This is a genomic window from Pigmentiphaga sp. H8, assembly GCF_003854895.1.
Lineage (GTDB): Bacteria > Pseudomonadota > Gammaproteobacteria > Burkholderiales > Burkholderiaceae_B > Pigmentiphaga.
This window is the reverse complement of the sequence record NZ_CP033966.1, coordinates 2,966,050-2,980,410: the sequence shown is the minus strand read 5'-3', so window position 1 is coordinate 2,980,410 and position 14,361 is coordinate 2,966,050. Positions and strand designations below refer to the sequence as shown.

Genomic DNA, 14,361 nt, shown 5'->3' with positions numbered 1-14,361 from the left:
AAGGTGTCATGGAAGGATGTCCATGGCAGAGGTGCCCCAGATGCTTCCCATCCTCATCCTTCAGACCGGCGGTCCGCCGCAGGCGGTCGGCGCGGCCTACGGCGGCTTCGATCGCATGGTGGGCGAGGTGGCCGGCCTGAACCCCGCGCGCCTGGCCCGCGTGGCCGCCTACAAGGGCGAGACGCCGGAGGCGCCGTCACGCTACGCCGCGGCGCTGATCACCGGCTCGCGCGCCAACGTGACCGACCATGCGCCGTGGAGCGAGGCCTGTGCGGGCTGGGTGCGCGATGCCATGGACGTGTCGCTGCCCGTGTTCGGCATCTGCTATGGCCACCAGTTGATGAGCCATGCGCTGGGCGGACGGGTGGACTACCTGGACGGAGGCCGGGAGATCGGCACCCAGCAGGTCGAGCTGACGGCCGAGGCCGCTGGCGACGCGCTGCTGGACGGCATGCCGTCCCTCTTCGCCGCCCACTTCATCCACGAACAGACCGTGGCCGAGCCGCCCGCCGGCGCGGCCGTACTGGCCCGCAACGGCAAGGACAGCCACCAGATGCTGCGCTATGGCCCGAACGCGGTCTCGGTGCAGTTCCACCCCGAATTCACCGTGCCCGTCATGCGGGCGTATTTCGACGTGATGCAGGCCGGGCTGGCCGACGAAGGACTGGACGTGCCGGCGCTGCGCGCGGGCGTGGCCGAGACGCCCGTGTCCCATGCCATCATGCGGCGCTTCTTCGAGCGCCTGGCCCCGGCATCCGCGGATGCCGGATGACCGCTATCCCTATCCGCGATTCGACCAAGGAGACCGCCATTTCCACGCAGGTTCTTTCCCGGACCAGGCTGCTGGCCGCAAGCCTGGCGATGCTGGCCGCCGCCCAGGCCCATGCCCAACTCGACACCGGCGCCTGCCTGGCCAGGCTGCGGCCGGCGGCTCCCGCCAACGGCATCCAGGTGGCCGATTTCGATACCTACACGCAGGGCGCGACGCTGCTGGCTTCCACGGTAGCCTCGGCCCGCGCCCAGCCCGAGGGCAAGGAAACCTGGTGGGACTATCTGGCCAAGACCGTGGACGAGGAACGGGTGGCCGATGGGCGCAAGCTGATGGAGGCCGAAGCCGCGCCGCTGTCGCAGATTGCCGCGCGCTACGAGGTGGACGGGGAGGTGATGGTGGCCATCTTCGGCATCGAGACCAACTTCGGCCGGGTGCTGGGCAAGACCCGGGTGCTGGATGCGTGGCTGACCCGCGCGTGCACCGAGAATAAGCCGCTGTGGACCAAGAACGTCTATGCCTCGATACGGATGCTGCGCGACGGGCTCGTGCAGCCGGACAGCTTCGTGGGATCGTGGAGCGGCGCCTTCGGCATGACCCAGTTCATTCCGACTTCGTACTATGAACTCGCGGCCGACGGCGATGGGGACGGCAGGATAGACCTGTATGGATCGCTGCCCGACGCGCTGGCGTCCACGGCCAGCCATTTGCGCAAGCGGCGCGCGCAATGGACGCGGGGCCTGCTGCCGGTCATCGAGGTCAAGCTGCCCGCGGGCGTGGCGGCGGGCGTACCCGCCGACCAGGAGTTCGCGGGCTCGGAGCGCCGCACGCTGGCCGAATGGACGGCCCGCGGCGTGACCCGCGTGGACGGCGGCCGGCCGGACCAACTGCGCGGCGGCGAGCCGGCCCCGCAGTCGCCGGCCTATCTGTTCGCGCCGACCGGCGCGGGCGGTCCGATCTTCCTGGCCACGCGCAACTTCGACGCCATCCTGAGCTACAACGGTTCGCACAAATACGCGCTGGCGGTCAGTCTGCTGATCGACCGGCTGCGCGGCGAGCCGCCCATCGCCACGCCCTGGCCGACCGACGACCCGGGCCTGTCGCGCGCCGAGATCCGCGAATTGCAGGTCTTGCTGCTGGCAAGGGGCCACGACATCGGCACGCCGGACGGCATCCCGGGCAGCCGCACGCGCGACGCCGTGGCCGCCGAGCAGTTGCGGGCGGGCCTGACCGTCGACGGTCGGGTGGGCCAGCGCATCCTGCAGACGCTGCGGCGGGATCCGTTGCCGCGTACCGGGCCGCGGCCGGAGCAGCGGGGCGGTGCATGAAAGCCGCGCCCGCGCCGGGCATCCTGGCCGTCGACATCGGCGGTACGGGGCTGAAAGCCGCCGTCATCGACGATGCGGGCCGGCTGCTGGGCCAGCACCTGCGGGTGCCCACGCCCCGGCCGTGTCCGCCGGACCGGCTGGTGGACGAGGTGGCGCGGCTGGCTGCTCCGCTAGGCGGCTACGACCGGATCTCCATCGGTTTTCCCGGAGTCGTCAGGCGGCAGCGCGTGCTGACCGCCGTCAATCTCGATTCGCCGGCCTGGGTGGGCTTTCCGTTGGCGCAGGTACTGGGCGACCGGCTGGGCCGTCCGGCGCGGATGGTGAACGATGCCGACATGCAGGGCTACGGCCTCGAGCAGGGCGACGGCCTGGAGTTCGTCATGACGCTGGGCACCGGCGTGGGCACGGCGCTGTTCCGCGACGGCGGGTTGATGCCGCACCTGGAGCTTGCGCACCATCCCATGGAGGACGGCAAGACCTACGAGGAATGCCTGGGCGACGCGGCGCTGCGGGCCGAGGGCAAGGAGCGCTGGAACCGGCGCCTGGCGCGCGCGCTGGCGCTGGTCGACATCCTGCTCAAGCCGGATCGCATCCACCTGGGCGGAGGCAATGCGCGCGAAGTGGATGCGGCCTGCCTGCCGCCCCATGTCCGTGTGGGCTCGAACGATGCCGGGCTGACCGGCGGGGCGGCGCTGTGGAGAAGCTGGGACCCGGCCCACGCCTGAGAGGCGCCGGGCTAGGGCAGTTCGGCCGGGTAGCTGTCCAGCGCCAGCGAGACCTGGCGGCGGATGTCCCAATCGGCCAGGGTCGCCTGCACCGCGCCGTAGTAGACCCCGTTCTTGACCACGAACATCGAGGGCAGGTGGAACACCTCGTAGCGTTCGACCAGCCCCCGGTTGCGGCCCGCGTCGATCCAGCAGATGCGGGCCACCGGCAGGCTCATGTCGGGAAGCTGGGCGCGCGCCAGCCGGCAGTTGGGGCAGGTGTCGCTGGTGAAGACCAGCAGCGAGGTGCCGGGTGCGTCCAGCAGGAAGCGGTCGGCCGTGCCGTCGTCGATGTCGATCTGTTCCATGGCGAAAAAAAGCGGCGGCCGGTGGGCGCCGCGCTGTGTTCATGCGCGAGAATATATCGGATTTCTCTTTTCGGGCCCGTGTCCATGCAAGCCAACGACCATGATGAACCGCCGCGCCGCTGCGCGTGGGCCGGCAATGATGCCCTGTATGTCTCCTATCACGACGAGGAATGGGGGCGCCCCCTGGACGGCGAGGCGGCGCTGTTCGAGCGCATCAGCCTGGAGGGGTTCCAGGCCGGCCTGAGCTGGCTCACCATCCTGCGCAAGCGGCCGGCTTTCCGGCGGGCCTTCGCCGGTTTCGAGATCGACGAGGTGGCCGCTTTCGGCGCCCGCGACGTCGAACGCCTGCTGGCCGACACGGGCATCGTGCGGCACCGGGGCAAGATCGAGGCGGTGATCAACAACGCATCCCGGGCGCGCGAGCTGCGCGCCGAGGAAGGCTCGCTCGCGGCCTTCCTGTGGCGCTACGAACCCGCCGGTGCCTACGAGGGACCGCCGCGCGCCGAGTCGCCGGAATCCAGGGCCCTGTCCAAGGAACTCAAGCGGCGCGGCTGGCGCTTCGTGGGCCCGACCACGATGTATTCGCTGATGCAGGCCGTGGGCATGGTCAACGACCACGGGCCGGATTGCGCCTGCCGGAAGACGGTCGACGCCCTGCGCGCCGCCTTTTCGCGGCCGGGTGCCGCGGGCCGGCGCAAGCGGGCCTGAGTAAGCCCCGCCTCCTATGAAGCAGCGTGCACAGGTAGCACGTTGTGATGACTTCGGATAGAGTATCCGGGCTGGATGCAGTGCCTTGTCGCGTTACCGGTTGGTTTCCCTGTCCGATCCCCGGTGTCACGAATGCCGCGGGTAACGGACCGAAGCATTCGTACGGGGGCAGGTCATGACGTGGGTACTCGAGGCCATCAGGCAGTCGCCGGAGATCCTGCTGTTTCTTTCGCTGGCGATCGGTTTCTGGATAGGCAGATTCCAGTTCGGCAGGTTCCAGCTCGGGGGCGTGGCCGGGTCGCTGCTGGTGGCCGTGCTGTTCAGCCAGCTCGGCGTCTCCATCGACAACGGCGTCAAGGCGGTGCTCTTCGCGCTGTTCATCTATGCGGTCGGTTTCGAGAGCGGCCCCCAGTTCTTCAAGTCCCTTGGACGCCAATCCCTGAAGGAAATCGCCATGGCGGCGGTGCTGGCCGTCACGGGCCTCGTGACCGTGGTGGTGCTGGCGCGCCTGTTCGGCCTGGACAAGGGCCTGGCCGCCGGCGTGGCGGCGGGGGGGCTGACGCAGTCGGCCATCATCGGCACCGCCGGCTCGGCGCTGGCCAAGCTGGGCCTGCCGCCCGACGAACTCCAGCGCCTGCAGGCCAACGTGGCCATCGGCTACGCCGTGACCTACATCTTCGGTTCGTTCGGCGCCATCATCATCTGCGTCAACGTGCTGCCGAAGTTCATGGGCCGCGACATCCGCGAGGACGCGGTGAAGGCCGAGACGGCCATGAGCGCCGGCATGATCGTGCCCGGCGCGGGCGAGCAGCTCGCGGCGCCCGAGGTGGTGGGGCGGCTTTATCGCGCCGGCCCGGGGGCAGGCAGCACCGTGGCCGAGATCGAGGCGCTGGCGCCCGACGGCATGGCGGTGACGGTCGAGCGCATCAAGCGCGACGGCCAGATCATTCCCGCGCAGGCCGACCTGAAGCTGCACGCCACCGACATCGTGCTGCTGGCCGGCAGGCGGGCGGCCGTGATGGCGGCGCGCCAGGCGCTGGGGGACGAGGTGTTGTCGTCCAGCGGCATGGACATGGTCATGGTCACGCGCGACGTGCTGATCACCGGTGCCGGCTACCTGGGCAAGACCGTCGCGCAGATACGGACGGGCATCGCCGCCGACATCCGCCACGGCATCGTGGTGCTGGGCCTGAAGCGCGACGGCCGGCCGCTGCCGATGGAGCCGGGCACGGTGATCCGGGCCGGCGACGTGGCGGTGCTGTTCGGCACCGGCAACGACATCCAGCGCGCGGCGCACAGCGTGGGCACCGTGATCGTGCCCAGCGACAAGACCGACTGGATCTATCACGGCCTGGGCCTGGCGGTGGGACTGATCATCGGGCTGGCGGTGCTGCGCATCGGATCGATTCCGCTCACGCTGGGCAGCGGCGGCGGGGCGCTTCTGTCCGGACTGCTGTTCGGCTGGTACCGCACGCGGCGGATGAGCCTGGGCAACATGCCCTCCGGCGCCTCGACGCTGCTGCGGGACCTGGGCCTGGCGGGGTTCGTCGCCGTGGTGGGCCTGCAATCCGGACTGCAGGCCGTCGACACCATACGTACCAGCGGCCTGTCCATCTTCCTGATCGGCGTGGCGGTCACCATCGTGCCGCTGCTCATCACCATGCTGTTCGGCCGCTACGTGCTGCGCTACGACAACGCGGCGGTGTTCGCCGGCGCGCTGTCCGGATCGCGCAGCGCCAATCCGGCCTTCGGCGAGGTGCTGGACAAGGCCGGCAACTCGGTGCCCACGGTGCCTTTCGCCGTGACCTATGCCCTGGCCAACGTCTTCCTGACCCTGCTCGGCCCACTGGTCGTCGCCTTCGCCTAGGGTCCCATCGCAAGCCATCCACGCACGGAGGCCATCATGTCGACAGCGGATTACAGCCGGTACGCGAAACTGAGTCCTTTCGAACTGAAGGACGCGCTCATCGAACTGGCCTCCAGCCAGCAGAACCGGCTCATGCTCAACGCGGGGCGGGGCAATCCCAACTTCCTGGCCATCGTGCCGCGGCGCGCGTTCTTCCGGCTGGGGCTGTTCGCGGCGCTGGAGTCGGAATTGTCCTTCTCGTACATGCCGCACGGCATAGGCGGCCTGCCACGGATCGAGGGCATCGAGAACCGTTTCAACGCCTACATCGCCGAGAACCGCGACCAGGAGGGCGTGGTGTTCCTGGGGCGCGCGCTGAGCTACGTGCGCGACCAGATGGGGTTGTCCGCCTCCGGATTCCTGCACGAGATGGTCGAGGGGGTGCTGGGCGACAACTACCCGGTGCCGCCGCGCATGCTGCGGATCACCGAGGAAATCGTCCGGACCTATCTGGTCAAGGAGATGGTAGGCGGCTTGCTGAGCAACCAGAACATCGATGTCTTCGCCACCGAGGGCGGCACCGCCGCGATGACCTACGTCTTCGACACGATGAAGGAGAACGGGCTGATCAAGGCGGGGGACAAGGTGGCGATCGGCATGCCGGCCTTCACGCCCTACATGGAGATCCCGCGCCTGAACGACTACCGGCTGGAGCCGGTCTACGTCAACGCCGACCCCGACCAGGGCTGGCAGTATCCCGACGCCGAGATCGACAAGCTGCTCGATCCGGCGGTGAAGGTCTTCTTCTGCATCAATCCCAGCAATCCGCCGTCCTGCAAGATCAACGGCCATGGGCTCGAGCGCATACGCGGCATCATCGAGAGCCGGCGGCGCGACCTGATCGTGCTGACCGACGATGTCTACGGGACCTTCGCCGACGGCTTCCAGTCGCTGTTCGCCACGTGCCCGCGCAACACCATCCTGGTCTATTCGTATTCGAAGTACTTCGGCGCGACGGGCTGGCGGCTGGGAGCCATCGCCGTGCACCAGGACAACGTCATGGACGAGCTCCTGCGCGGGCTGCCGGCTTCGACGAAGAAGGCCTTGAACGAACGCTATGCCTCGCTCACGCCGGACGTGCCAGGGTTGAAGTTCATCGACCGGCTGGTGGCCGACAGCCGGTCCGTGGCGTTGAACCACACGGCCGGGCTGTCCACGCCGCAGCAGGTGCAGATGGCCTTGTTCTCGCTGTTCGCGCTGATGGACGAGCAGGACGGCTACAAGGCCGAACTCAAGAAGCTGATACGCCGGCGGCAGGCGGCGCTGTACCGCGAGCTGGGCATCGCCCGGCATCACGACGAGAACGCGGTCGACTACTACACGCTGCTCGACCTGGGCGCGATCGCGAAGGACCTGCACGGCCCGGATTTCGCCACGTGGATACAGAAGAACGTGGCGCCCACCGATCTCTTGTTCCGCATCGCGGACGAGACCGGTATCGTGATGCTGCCGGGCAGCGGCTTCGGTACGCTGCGGCCCGCCGGACGCGTATCGCTGGCCAATCTGAACGAATACGAATACGCCGCGATCGGCCGGGCCTTGCGGCAGATGGCCGAACAGTTCTACGAGGACTACCGCAAGGGCCGGCCCGGACCCGCCGCCAAGCGCGGCGCGGGCAAGGGCAAGGCGAAGAAGAGCGGCAAGAAGTAGCTGGCCGTTATTCCCAGCCGCCGCCCAGCGCCAGGAACAGCGCCGCCTGGTCGGCGGCCAGTTGTCCTTGCGCGGCGGTCAGCGCGCTTTCCGAACCGGCCAGGGTGCGGTCGGCGTCCAGCGCCGTCAGGAAATCGGTACGCCCCAGGCGGTACAGCGTGCGCGCCTGTTCGGCGGCCTCGCGGTTGCGGTCGCGGGCGGCGCGCAGCGCGTCGGTCCGGTCCAGGTCCCGGGCATAGACGGTCAGCGCGCTGGAGGTCTCGCGCAGCGCGTTCAGCACCGCGGCGTCGAAGCGGGCCAGCGCCGCCGCGCTGCCTGCCTCGGCCTGTTCGATATGGCTGCGCGCCAGGCCGGTGTTGGGCAGGCTCCAGGAGATGAGCGGCCCCAGGCTCCAGCGCAAGCTGTTGTCGGCGCCCAAGCGCGAGAGCGTGCCGGTGCTGCCGGCCGACAGGCCCAGCGAGATGCTGGGATACAGCTCGGCCGTGGCCACGCCTATGCGGGCGGTGGCGGCGGCCAGCGAACGCTCGGCCTGGCGGATGTCGGGCCGCCGGCGCAGCAGCGCCGCGCCATCGCCCACGGGGACGGGATCGCGCAGGGTGGGCGGCGCGTGACACGTGGCCAGGGAAGCGGGCATCGAACCCGGCACCTTGCCCACCAGGACGGCCAGCCGGTAGAGCGCGGTGGCGCGTTGCGCTTCCAGCGGCGGCACGGCCGCCCGCAACTGTTCGAGCTGGCCCTGGGCGCGACTGACGTCCAGCGAGGTCCCCCGGCCCATGCCGGCGCGCTTGCGGGTGAGATCGGCGAACCGTTCCTGCAGCACGATGGAATGGCGGGCCACGTCCAGTTGCTGCCCGGCGGCGCAGGTGTCGGCATAGGCACGCACCGTGCCTGCGGCGACGTTGACGCGAGCCAGGTCGTAGGCGGCCTGGGCGGCATCGGCGTCGGCATGGGCGGCCTCCAGGCCGCGCGAGAGCTTGCCGAACAGGTCGACCTGATAGGACACGGCGGCGCCCGCGTCGTAGGTGCCGATGTCGGGCAGGGCATAGGGCACGCCCTTGGCTGCGCCGGAGGCGCGTCCATAGGCGGGCGCGGCGCTGACCGAGACGCTCGGACGCCGGCCGGCACCCGCTTCGTCGACGACGGCGGCGGCGCGTTGCAGGTTGGCGGCGGCCACGCGCAGGTCGGTATTGGCGGCGAAGGCCTGCCCGACCAGATCGTCCAGCACCGGGTCGTCGTACAAGCGCCACCAGTGGGCAGGCAATGGCGCCGACCGGGCGGACGAGGCCGCGAGGCCGGCCAGCGGACCGTTGGCGGCATCGAGCCTGACCGCGGCCTGGCCGGGAACCTGGTAGTCGGGGCCGACGGTCGAGCATGCCGCCATCGCCGTCAGCAGCGCGGCGGCCAGGCCGCGCAAGGCATGGGTCTTCATGAAGCCGCTCCTTCGGGACGGCGGGGCGCGGGCGGCTCGCGGACTTCCACCGTGGCCGTCTGGCCGGCCACCAGCCTGACCGAGTCCGGCACACGGTCGATGGCCACGCGCACCGGAATGCGCTGGGCCAGCCGCACCCAGTTGAAGGTCGGGTTGACGTTGGGCAGCAGGTTGGCGGCGGTGCTGCGGTCGCGGTCGGCGATGCCCTCGGAGAAGCTCTCGACGTGTCCTTCCAGCGCTTCGCCGGCACCCATCAGCAGCACCGACGCCTGGTCGCCGACGTGGATGCGCGGCAGCTTGTTTTCCTCGAAATAGCCTTCGACGTAGAACGAGTCGCGATCGACCAGCGCCATGACGGCATGGCCGGCGGTGACGTAGGCGCCGCCTTGCAGGTCCAGGTTGGTCACGTAGCCGTTCACGGGCGAGACCACCGTGCTGCGCGCCAGGTTCAGTCGCGCCAGGTCCAGGCTGGCCTGTGCCTGGGCCAGCGCGGCGCGCAGTTGTTCGGTGCGCGACTGGGCCTGTTCGCGGCTTTCCTGGGCGACCAGTTCGCCCAGTTCGCCGTTGCGGCGGACTTCGCGCGTGGCCTGGGCCAGTGCCGCGCGCTGCGACTGTACGGCGGCCTCGGCCTGGCGCACGGCCAGCTCGTAGCGGGCCTTGTCGATCTCGAACAGGACCTGTCCGGCGCGGACGGCCTGGTTGTCGCGCACCATTACCTTGGTGACCGGGCCGGTGACGTCGGGCGCGACCTGCACCACGTAGGCCTTCACGCGGCCGTCGCGCGTCCAGGGGCGTACCTCGTAGCGCTGCCACAGGGTCCAGCCGGCGGCGATGGCGATGGCCAGGACCAGCAGGGTCAATGCGAACCGGCCCAGCGCCGGCAATGAAATCTTGGGTATCACGTTAGAACTCGCGAGTGAACAGGAGCGACAGGCAGGCCAGCACGATGACGAACAGGCAGGCGTCGAACAGCGGGGGGTGCCAGACCAGGCGGTAGAACCCGAGGCGGGCCAGCCCGTGTCCGAGCAGCCGTGCCACGACGATGGCCGCGAAAGTCAGCAGCAGCAGGGCGGGCACGTACAGGCCATAGACATTGACTTCAGCGAACATGGCGGGGCTCCGGTAACAGGGACGCCGGCTGGTAATCGTCGGCATCGGGATGCAGGTCGCGGCGGATGCCGCACAGCGCGGCCACGGCGTCGCGCTGCGCGGTTGAAGCCGGCAACGCGCACACGGCGCGCAGCAGGGCGTCGATCCGCGCGAGCAAATCGGGGGCGGGGCGCTGGGTGGGCAGGCGCCGGCCGGCGAAGAACGAGGACAGCGCGGTCAGCAGCGGCCGCACGCGGACCTGTTCGCGGTCCAGTTCGGGCTGCAGGCGCAGCAACTGCGTCATGTTCAGGCCCACGCGCAAGTCCGCCAGCACGTCGGCGCCTTGCAGGTCGGCATTGGCGCGGGCGGCCGCCATGCGGGGCGCAAGCAGCGCCAGGCGGTCCAGCATGCGGGCCGAGATCTCGGTCACAACGATGTTGCGGGCCGAGTCGGCGCGGCCCAGTTCGGCCAGTTCCCGCCAGTTCGCGCGCAGCAGCCTGAGCGCGCTGTGGTCGACGCTGATGGTGCGGAACAGCCGCGTGCAGACGGCGGCGGCCACGATGCCCGCCACCTGTGCCAGCATGCTGTTGGCGAAGGAAACGAGATCGGCGGTCTGGGTGTCGTGCATGGCCAGCGCCGACGCGACGCCGAACAGGAAGGCCATCGCGCGGCCGGTGGTGGGGGGACGCGCGATCAGGACGCCCAGCAGGAGGAACAGCGGCGCGGTGGTCAGCACCAGCATCTCGAAGCTGTGCACGGCCGGCAGCACGACCAGCAGGTAGAAGGCCGAGCACGGGATGGACAGCAGCGTGAACTTCAGGAACACCCGTATCGCCGGCACCGGGTTGTCCAGGGTGGCGAACAGGCAGCAGAAGATGGCGGCCATCAGCGCCGCGCCCGATCCCGCCTGCCAGGCGGTGGCGATCCAGAACAGGCAGCAGGCCAGGATGGCCACGGTGGCCGCGAAGGCCGACAGCAGGGCCAGTCCGCGGTCGGTATGCAGCACGCGCGGCGAGCTGGGCTGTTCGCGGATGGATTCGGAACGCGCGTCGTGCAGGCCCGCCTCGATATGCGTGCGCAGCGCGCTGGAATCGGCGTAGGCATGGATCAGGGCCTTCAGGCGCGAGCCCAGGCTGAGTTCGACCATGTCGCGCCAGCCCATGTCCGGCGAGACCGCGGGGTGGTTCGCGTCGATGGCCCGCACCAGTCCGGCCAGCCGCACCGGGTCCCGGGGCTGGGGATCCCCGGTCCACGCGGCCACGTCCCGCATCACCGTTTCCCAGCGGCGCGCCAGGCCGGCGGGCATCTCGCGCAGCACGGCCAGGCGGTCTTCGATGGCGGACATCAGCGGCATCATCAGCGAGATGCGGTCCTGCACGGCGTGGATGGCATTCGAGGTCCAGCGCAGGTGCGAGGTGTCGAAGGGCAGGTGGGTCGCCATCAGCCGCAGGTCGGTGACGTCGGCGGCCAGCTTGCGGCGGTCCAGCTGGCCGGCGTCTGACTTGCCGCCCAGCGTGTCGGCGATCCAGCGCTGGGCGTCGTCGTAGGCGCGCTGCACGCGGGAGACGAGGACGGGACCGATGCCCTGCGGCATGACCAGGCTGTGGATGAGCGTGGCGCAGGTGATGCCCAGCAGGATCTCCTCGACGCGGGCCAGCGAGATGTCGAAGATCTGTTCGGGCTGCGTGACGGCGGGAAAGCCGATCAGCGCGGCGGTGTAGCCCGCCAGCATGAAAAGATAGGACCTGGGCGTGCGATCGAGCAGCGAGATGTACAGGCACAACCCCACCCACAGCGCGAATGCGAGCGACAGCAGTTCCGGCGCGTTGGCCAGGAGCGGCACGGCGGCCAGGGCCATGGCCGACCCCAGCGTGGTGCCGGTGACACGGTAGACCGCCTTGGAGCGCACCGCGCCGGCCAGCGGGCTGCTGACCACGTAGGCGGTGGTCATGGCCCAGAACGGACGCGGCAGGCCCATGCGCATCGCGAGATACAAGGCGAGGACCGCGGCGGCGTAGCTCTTGAGCGAGAACAGCGTTTCGGAAAGGGTGGGGAGCTTCATGAGGACGACGCGGGACCGGCTTCCTGGGCGAGTTGTTCGATCGCGGTCTGCAAGCCTTCCAGCGTGCGCAGGCAGGCTTCGATGTCGTCCTTGCTCCTGCCGGCGAACAGGGCGCGGCGGAAGGGGATGAGGGCGGCTTCGACCCGGTCGGCGCACTGCCGGCCGGCGGCCGTGAGATACAGGGACTTGGCGCGGCGGTCGGAAGCGTCTTCGCGGCGCTCGACCAGGCCCAGCTCGACCACGCGGTCGATGACGCGCACCACCGACGAGGGCTCGATGCCCAGCGCGTCGGCGACGGCGCCGGGGCGGGCGCCGTCGCCCAGGCGGCCGATCATCACCACCGGCCAGGCGGTGGCCTGGGACAGGCCGAAATCCGCGGTCAAGGTGTCGGCCGCGGATTTGTAGGCCCGAGCCGTGCGGCCCAGGGCCATGGTCAGGGTGGCGAGCTGTTTGTCAATTTTGTCCATGCAAAATATTAGCATGCAAACTATTTGTATGTGAACAATTTGTCGATTCGACAAAAATTCGACAAGCTTTCGACGTTTATTCGATGGCGCCCCCGATAGTCTTGCCGGCATTGCTTCAAGGGAGCACCGGTTTGTCTTCCGTACTGCACGAGCGTCGCTCGGGGACGTTCATTTGGGGCCTGCTCCTGGCCGGCCGGGATCGCGGCTGGGGACTTCGAAGCAGCACGCGGCTGGCGCTCGCCATCGCCGCCGGGTTGATGCTTTTCTACAACGTCGCGGTCTGGCGCGAGATCCTGCGCATCGTTCCCTGGAACGGCACGGGCTCGGCCGTCTTCTATCTGTCGTTCGCCATCCTGATGTGGTCGGCGTTCGGGGCGCTGCTGACGCTGTGCTCGTTCAGGGCCGTGTTCAAGCCGCTGCTGACGCTGCTGTTGCCGGTTTCCGCCGTGGCGGCTTATTTCATGTGCACCTACGGCATCGCGATCGACAACGTGATGGTGCAGAACCTGGCCGAGACCGACGTGAGCGAGGCCAGCGCCTTGCTGAGTCCGGGGCTGCTGGGCTATCTGCTGGTGCTGGGCGTGCTGCCGGTGGCGGGGCTGTGGCGCCTGCGCGTGGAGTACGCGACGGGCGCGCGGGGCGTGGCGGCCCGCCTGCTGGTGGCCGCGGCCTGCCTGGTGACGGGACTGGCGATGCTGGGCGGTTTCTATTCGGTGTATGCGCCGCTGTTCCGCGAGCACCGGCAGGTGACGCAGAAGATCAATCCCACGAGCTATCTGTACGCGCTGGGCAAGTACGCGCGCCAGCGCTGGGGGAGCAAGGAAGCCGCCCTGGTCGTGGCGCCCATCGGCCTGGACGCTACCCGTTCGGCGGGCGCCTCGGCGCGGCCCCGCAAGTCCCTGGTGGTGTTCGTGGTGGGCGAGACGGCGCGCGCGGACCACTTCGGGCTCAACGGCTATGCGCGCGATACGACGCCGGAGCTGTCGCGCCTGGGCGTACTCAATTTCTCCAATGTCTCGTCATGCGGGACCTCCACGGCGGTGTCGGTGCCCTGCATGTTCTCGGACCTGGGCCGGATGGGTTATTCGGACCGCGCGGCCAAGACGCGCGAGGGCTTGCTGGACGTGCTCCAGCGGGCCGGCGTGGCGGTCTACTGGCGCGAGAACAACAGCGACTGCAAGGGCACCTGCCTGCGCGTGCCCAACGACAGCGTCATGGGCAAGCCCCGCCATCCCCATTGCGATGCCGAGGGCTGCCGCGACGAGGCCTTGCTGGAGGGCCTGTCCGCCTATATGGACGCCCACCAGGGCGACGCCTTCATCGTGCTGCACACCATGGGCAGCCACGGGCCGGCCTACTACCGGCGCTACCCGCCGGAGTTCGAGCGCTTCAAGCCGGTCTGCCGCATCAACCAGCTGGGCGATTGCCCCAAGGAAACGCTGGTCAACGCCTATGACAACTCCATCCTCTACACCGACTACTTCCTGGCACAGGTCGTTGGCCTGTTGCAGAAGCAGGCCGCCACGCGGGATACGGCCATGGTCTACGTGTCCGACCATGGGGAATCGCTGGGCGAGAACGGCCTTTACCTGCACGCGGCGCCGTATGCGATCGCGCCGCGCGCCCAGACCCACGTGCCCATGGTGATGTGGATGTCGCCCGGCGCGGCGCGCGACTGGGGCGTGGACACGGCCTGCCTGGCCGCCCGCCGCGACGAGCCCTACAGCCACGACAACCTGTTCCATTCCTTCCTGGGCATGTTCGAGGTACGCACGGGCGTGTACAAGCAGCAGCTGGATCTGCTCGCGCCTTGCCGCGCGGCGCTGGAGGCCCGGGTGGGCAAGGGCCGCGCCCGGGGCTAGGGTCGACCGGCCAAGGGGC

13 protein-coding genes are annotated in these 14,361 nt (G+C 69.4%); 7 read left to right on the top strand and 6 right to left on the bottom strand.

Features of this window, described 5'->3' with window-relative positions:
- Positions 1–22 precede the first annotated feature (22 nt).
- The 3 genes from EGT29_RS14135 to EGT29_RS14125 are packed head-to-tail and all read left to right on the top strand — an operon-like array spanning position 23 to position 2,822.
- Positions 23–772: a glutamine amidotransferase gene (locus tag EGT29_RS14135; protein ID WP_238160412.1), complete on the top strand. Its 750-nt coding sequence runs from the start codon at positions 23–25 to the stop codon at positions 770–772.
- Positions 769–2,097 carry a lytic murein transglycosylase gene (locus EGT29_RS14130; protein WP_124689589.1) on the top strand — a complete coding sequence of 443 codons (1,329 nt, stop codon included), beginning with the start codon at positions 769–771 and terminating at the stop codon, positions 2,095–2,097. The genes EGT29_RS14135 and EGT29_RS14130 overlap by 4 nt, the downstream gene beginning before the upstream one ends.
- Positions 2,094–2,822 carry an ROK family protein gene (locus EGT29_RS14125; protein ID WP_124689588.1) on the top strand — a complete coding sequence of 243 codons (729 nt, stop codon included), beginning with the start codon at positions 2,094–2,096 and terminating at the stop codon, positions 2,820–2,822. Before EGT29_RS14130 ends, EGT29_RS14125 begins: the two co-directional genes overlap by 4 nt.
- Before the next feature lie 11 nt (positions 2,823–2,833).
- On the opposite strand, the gene EGT29_RS14120 is transcribed toward EGT29_RS14125, so the two are convergent.
- Positions 2,834–3,169: a co-chaperone YbbN gene (locus tag EGT29_RS14120; RefSeq protein ID WP_087840277.1), complete on the bottom strand. Its 336-nt coding sequence runs from the start codon at positions 3,167–3,169 to the stop codon at positions 2,834–2,836.
- An 84-nt stretch (positions 3,170–3,253) separates the two neighbouring features.
- Between EGT29_RS14120 and EGT29_RS14115 the strand changes: the two genes are divergently transcribed.
- The 3 genes from EGT29_RS14115 (at position 3,254) to EGT29_RS14105 (ending at position 7,433) form a co-directional block, all read left to right on the top strand.
- Positions 3,254–3,877 carry a DNA-3-methyladenine glycosylase I gene (locus EGT29_RS14115; RefSeq protein ID WP_124689587.1) on the top strand — a complete coding sequence of 208 codons (624 nt, stop codon included), beginning with the start codon at positions 3,254–3,256 and terminating at the stop codon, positions 3,875–3,877.
- Between the two features lie 175 nt (positions 3,878–4,052).
- Positions 4,053–5,744, top strand: a complete 1,692-nt coding sequence (gene aspT / locus EGT29_RS14110) for an aspartate-alanine antiporter (protein ID WP_124689586.1) — start codon at positions 4,053–4,055, stop codon at positions 5,742–5,744.
- 36 nt (positions 5,745–5,780) lie between these two features.
- On the top strand, positions 5,781–7,433 hold the full coding sequence (locus tag EGT29_RS14105; protein ID WP_124689585.1) for a bifunctional aspartate transaminase/aspartate 4-decarboxylase: 1,653 nt from the start codon (positions 5,781–5,783) through the stop codon (positions 7,431–7,433).
- Between the two features lie 7 nt (positions 7,434–7,440).
- Here the strand turns inward: EGT29_RS14105 and EGT29_RS14100 are convergent, their stop codons facing one another.
- The 5 genes from EGT29_RS14100 to EGT29_RS14080 are packed head-to-tail and all read right to left on the bottom strand — an operon-like array spanning position 7,441 to position 12,480.
- Positions 7,441–8,862, bottom strand: coding sequence for an efflux transporter outer membrane subunit (locus tag EGT29_RS14100; RefSeq protein ID WP_124689584.1), 1,422 nt, complete (start codon positions 8,860–8,862; stop codon positions 7,441–7,443).
- Positions 8,859–9,761: an HlyD family secretion protein gene (locus EGT29_RS14095; protein WP_238160452.1), complete on the bottom strand. Its 903-nt coding sequence runs from the start codon at positions 9,759–9,761 to the stop codon at positions 8,859–8,861. Before EGT29_RS14095 ends, EGT29_RS14100 begins: the two co-directional genes overlap by 4 nt.
- A 4-nt stretch (positions 9,762–9,765) precedes the next feature.
- Positions 9,766–9,972 (bottom strand): DUF1656 domain-containing protein, encoded by a 207-nt coding sequence (locus EGT29_RS14090; protein ID WP_124689583.1) that lies wholly within the window; start codon positions 9,970–9,972, stop codon positions 9,766–9,768.
- Positions 9,962–12,013 carry an FUSC family protein gene (locus EGT29_RS14085; protein ID WP_124689582.1) on the bottom strand — a complete coding sequence of 684 codons (2,052 nt, stop codon included), beginning with the start codon at positions 12,011–12,013 and terminating at the stop codon, positions 9,962–9,964. Before EGT29_RS14085 ends, EGT29_RS14090 begins: the two co-directional genes overlap by 11 nt.
- Complete coding sequence (locus EGT29_RS14080; RefSeq protein WP_124689581.1) at positions 12,010–12,480, bottom strand: MarR family winged helix-turn-helix transcriptional regulator; 471 nt, start codon at positions 12,478–12,480, stop codon at positions 12,010–12,012. Before EGT29_RS14080 ends, EGT29_RS14085 begins: the two co-directional genes overlap by 4 nt.
- 131 nt (positions 12,481–12,611) lie before the next feature.
- Here EGT29_RS14080 and EGT29_RS14075 point away from each other — a divergent pair, with 131 nt between their 5' ends.
- Complete coding sequence (locus EGT29_RS14075; protein WP_202865615.1) at positions 12,612–14,342, top strand: phosphoethanolamine transferase; 1,731 nt, start codon at positions 12,612–12,614, stop codon at positions 14,340–14,342.
- The last annotated feature ends 19 nt before the right edge of the window (positions 14,343–14,361 follow it).

What these genes read in the sequence shown, in the direction of transcription:
- EGT29_RS14135 (WP_238160412.1), top strand. Translation starts at nt 23, where the DNA reads ATGGCAGAGGTGCCCCAGATGCTTCCCATCCTCATCCTTCAGACCGGC.
- EGT29_RS14120 (WP_087840277.1), bottom strand. Translation starts at nt 3,169, where the DNA reads ATGGAACAGATCGACATCGACGACGGCACGGCCGACCGCTTCCTGCTG.
- EGT29_RS14115 (WP_124689587.1), top strand. Translation starts at nt 3,254, where the DNA reads ATGCAAGCCAACGACCATGATGAACCGCCGCGCCGCTGCGCGTGGGCC.
- EGT29_RS14125 (WP_124689588.1), top strand. Translation starts at nt 2,094, where the DNA reads ATGAAAGCCGCGCCCGCGCCGGGCATCCTGGCCGTCGACATCGGCGGT.
- EGT29_RS14090 (WP_124689583.1), bottom strand. Translation starts at nt 9,972, where the DNA reads ATGTTCGCTGAAGTCAATGTCTATGGCCTGTACGTGCCCGCCCTGCTG.
- aspT (WP_124689586.1), top strand. Translation starts at nt 4,053, where the DNA reads ATGACGTGGGTACTCGAGGCCATCAGGCAGTCGCCGGAGATCCTGCTG.
- EGT29_RS14130 (WP_124689589.1), top strand. Translation starts at nt 769, where the DNA reads ATGACCGCTATCCCTATCCGCGATTCGACCAAGGAGACCGCCATTTCC.
- EGT29_RS14105 (WP_124689585.1), top strand. Translation starts at nt 5,781, where the DNA reads ATGTCGACAGCGGATTACAGCCGGTACGCGAAACTGAGTCCTTTCGAA.
- EGT29_RS14080 (WP_124689581.1), bottom strand. Translation starts at nt 12,480, where the DNA reads ATGGACAAAATTGACAAACAGCTCGCCACCCTGACCATGGCCCTGGGC.
- EGT29_RS14085 (WP_124689582.1), bottom strand. Translation starts at nt 12,013, where the DNA reads ATGAAGCTCCCCACCCTTTCCGAAACGCTGTTCTCGCTCAAGAGCTAC.
- EGT29_RS14100 (WP_124689584.1), bottom strand. Translation starts at nt 8,862, where the DNA reads ATGAAGACCCATGCCTTGCGCGGCCTGGCCGCCGCGCTGCTGACGGCG.